Below are 3,019 nucleotides of genomic sequence, written 5' to 3'. Positions count from 1 at the left end.
CCCGAAGCGGATGGAACACCTCCACCACCCGGCCGAGGGGCCAAGATTGACCGTGTTGACCCGTCAGTAACGCCCTCCTATGCTCAACGGCGTTCGCGATCCGGCACCGGGCCGGGGCCGCCGCGCCCACCCGATCCGGCGCCGTCACCGGCTCGAAGGGTTCCTCCCATCAGCACCTCCATCGCCGCCTCGGACTCCACCGGCCCCCAGGGCGACACCGGCGACGCCGACCACTCCGCCGACACCGCCGGGCCCACCGGCCGCCGCCGCTTCCTCACCTACCTGCTGGCCGCGCCGACCCTCACCGTCGCCGCCCGGTTCGGCCTCGACGCCGCCGCGCCCGCCGCCGCCCGGGCCGCCGTCCGCGCCGCCGAGGCGGCCCAGGACGCCGCCCCCTCTCAGCTGTTCGGCCTGCCGGGTATTCCGGACATCGTCGACCTCGGCGACGCGATGATCCTCGCCGGGCTGCCCACCTCGCACCTGCTGGTCCTCGAAATCACCCCCGCCGGGCGTGCCGCGATCCATCTGCCCCGGCTGGAGGTCGGCCAGGGCCTCACCACCGCGATCGCCATGCTGGTCGCCGAGGAGCTCGACGCCCGGCTCACCGACGTGGACGTGCCGCTCTCCGACAGCCGACCGGAGCTGCTCTTCAACCAGCTGACCGGCGGCTCCAATTCGGTGCGCTCGCTGTACGACCCGGTGCGCGCCGCGGCCGCGGCCGCCCGCGCCCGGCTGGTGACCGCCGCCGCCGCCCGCTGGAACGTTCCCGCGAACAGCCTGCGCACCGCCGACTCCGCCGTCCTCGCCCCCGACGGCCGCAGCCTCGGCTACGGCGAACTCGCCGCCGCGGCCGCCACGGTGGCCGTGCCCGCCGTCCCCGGCACGCCCAAGTCGCCCGACCAGCTGCGCCTCGTGGGCAGACCGACCGGCCGGATCGACGCCCGCGACATCGTCACCGGCCGCGTCAAGTACGCCGGGGACCTCCAGATCCCGGGCGCCCTGCCCACCGTCGTCGCCCGCCCGACCACCATCAACGGCACCCTCAAGTCGCTGGACGCCACGGTCGCCCGCACCATGCCCGGGGTGCACGCCGTGGTGCGGATCCCCAGCGGCGTCGCCGTCCTCGCCGAGACCTTCGACCAGGCGATCAAGGCCCGCGACGCGCTGCGCACCACCTGGAACCCGGGCCCGGTCGCGAACCTGTCCACGGGCGACATCCGGGCCCGGCTGCGCGCCGCGCACGCGCCGTTCCTGCTGCCGCCGCTGCTCACCGAGTACCTGGACGGCGAGTTCGACTTCGCCTTCGTCAACCACGCCCCGATGGAGGTGCTGACCGCCGTCGCCGACGTGCGGCCGAACCGCGCCGAGCTGTGGTTCGCCGCGCAGAGCCCGATCATCGCCCAGCAGACCATCGCCGCCGAACTCGGCCTGCCGCAGAGCGCCGTCACCGTCCACGTCGTGCGCGGCGGCGGCTCCTTCGGCCGCCGGCTGTTCTTCGACGCCGCCCTGGAGGCCGCCCAGATCTCCAAGGCCGCCGGCCGCCCGGTCAAGCTCATGTGGACCCGCAACGACGACATGCGGCACGGCCGGATGCGCCCCGCCAGCCACCACCGCATCCGCGCCACCTACGGCCTCGGCCAGGTGCTCACCTGGGAGCACCGCGCCGCCACCGTGAAGACCGACCTCGGGCACGGCCTCGGCGAGGCCCTCACCGCGGCCGGGTTCAACCTCTCACTGGCCGGGCTCAGCCTCGCCCAGGCCTTCTTCCTGCTCACCGAGAAGAACCCGTACAACGTCGGCATCCCCACCCAGCTGCTCGCCGAGCTGCCGCTGGACGTGCACACCGGCAGCTGGCGCTCGGTCTACTCGGGCATGGTCCGGGTCGCCGACGAGATCATGATGGACGAACTCGCCCGCCGGATGGGCCAGGACGAGGTCGCCTTCCGTCGCGCCCGGCTGCGCGGCGCCGCCGGGCAGGCCGTCCTGGACACCGTCGCGAAGGCCGGCGACTGGGGCCGCCCGATGCCGCCCGGCCACGCCCAGGGCGTCGGCTACCACGACGAGAACGGCGGCCGGGTCGCCTACCTGGTCGAACTGGACGCCTCCGACCGGGCGAACCCCCGGGTCACCAGAGCGGTGGCCGCCGCCGACGTCGGCCGGGCCATCAACCCCCGCGGCCTGGAAGCCCAGTTGACCGGCGCGCTGATCGACGGCATCTCGGTCATCCTGCACGCCGGCAACCACATCGACAACGGCGCGGTAAGGGAGGGCAGTTACGCCGACTTCCTGTACGCCCGGCAGCACAACACCCCGCCGTCGGTGGAGATCCACATCCTGCCGCCGAGCGGAGCACCCGGCGGCGCGGGCGAGTTGGGCGTCCCGGCCGCCTCGGCCGCCGTCGCCAACGCGTACGCCCGCGCGACCGGCACCAGCCCGCGCTCCTTCCCCATCCACTTCTGACCCCGCCCCCCGACCGACCAGATCCGAGGACGTCAACTCCCCATGCCCACGCACACCTTCGTCCTCAACGGCCGGTCCGTCACCGTCGAGGCCCCGGACGACATGCCGCTGCTCTGGGTGCTGCGCGACAAGCTCGGCGTCACCGGCCCCAAGTACGGCTGCGGCGTCGGCATCTGCCGCGCCTGCACCAGCCACCTGGACGGCCAGGAGTTCCAGCCCTGCACCCGCGCCGTCAAGGACTGCGAGGGGCACACCGTCACCACCATCGAGGGCCTGGCCGACGGCGACACCCTGCACCCGGTGCAGGAGGCCTGGATCGACTGCGACGTCGCCCAGTGCGGCTTCTGCCAGCCGGGCCAGATCATGACGGCCGTCGCCCTGCTGCGCCGCACGCCCGACCCGACGGACGCGGACATCGACCAGATCCAGAACATCTGCCGCTGCGGCAGCTACCCGCGCATCCGCGAGGCCATCAAGCGCGCGGCGGCGGCCGGGAAGACACCCTGACGGGGTGTGTTCCCGGACCCGGGCCCTCCTCCGCGCCGACCACCGCTACGAA

2 protein-coding genes are annotated in these 3,019 nt (G+C 74.0%); both read left to right on the top strand.

Features of this window, described 5'->3' with window-relative positions; translation table 11 throughout:
• Positions 1-450: 450 nt before the first annotated feature.
• Complete coding sequence (locus J0670_RS34385; protein WP_243437937.1) at positions 451-2,460, top strand: xanthine dehydrogenase family protein molybdopterin-binding subunit; 2,010 nt, start codon at positions 451-453, stop codon at positions 2,458-2,460.
• 42 nt (positions 2,461-2,502) lie between these two features.
• Complete coding sequence (locus J0670_RS34380) at positions 2,503-2,967, top strand: (2Fe-2S)-binding protein (protein WP_207816321.1); 465 nt, start codon at positions 2,503-2,505, stop codon at positions 2,965-2,967.
• Positions 2,968-3,019: the final 52 nt, after the last annotated feature.

Origin of the sequence: Streptomyces sp. FH025 (genome assembly GCF_017427025.1) — a bacterium.
Lineage (GTDB): Bacteria > Actinomycetota > Actinomycetes > Streptomycetales > Streptomycetaceae > Kitasatospora.
Note: the sequence above shows the minus strand (reverse complement) of the source record. Positions and strands in the feature narration are given on the sequence as shown.